General features: G+C 39.8%; 1 protein-coding gene. It reads right to left on the bottom strand.

The genetic code is table 11. The features are described 5' to 3' along the window. Positions 1 to 483: M20/M25/M40 family metallo-hydrolase (locus V7147_RS18770; protein WP_335369369.1), on the bottom strand; the 483-nt coding region annotated here is incomplete at both ends.

Below are 483 nucleotides of genomic sequence, written 5' to 3'. Positions count from 1 at the left end.
TTTCAGGACTTCTGCTTCTAAACACTACCTTTATTCCTTCACAGATAAAACCCCATTGTCTTTCTGTCTCAATTGATACTAACTCGTGAATCCCTGTTTCAATAGGTAGATTGTTGCTAGCTAAAAAAATGGAACCCTGCACAACTCCTTTTTCTCCATTCACAATTGGAAAATCTCCATCGGGTGAAAAAGCCAATGTTGGCTGCGGATTGTGTTTAAAATAGTGGTTCATACACTCCCAGCTTGTTTCTTCAGCCCCACCTAAAATGAGACGCACCTTTCTGTTAAAAGGGATTCCCAAGTCTCTTAAAATCTTCATTGCATAATATGCCGCAAGGGCAGGTGCTTTGTCGTCGTTAACTCCTCTTCCGTACAATTCTCCATTAAATTCAGTTAATATGAACGGGTCAAAGATCCAATCTTCTCGATTTCCTTCATGTACAACATCAAGATGAGCCAATATTCCGACAATTTCTTTTCCAC

Origin of the sequence: Bacillus sp. JJ1521 (assembly GCF_036965165.1) — a bacterium.
Classification (GTDB): domain Bacteria; phylum Bacillota; class Bacilli; order Bacillales; family Bacillaceae_L; genus Ferdinandcohnia.
The sequence above is the reverse complement of the archived record's forward strand: the minus strand, read 5'-3'. Positions and strand labels throughout refer to the sequence as shown.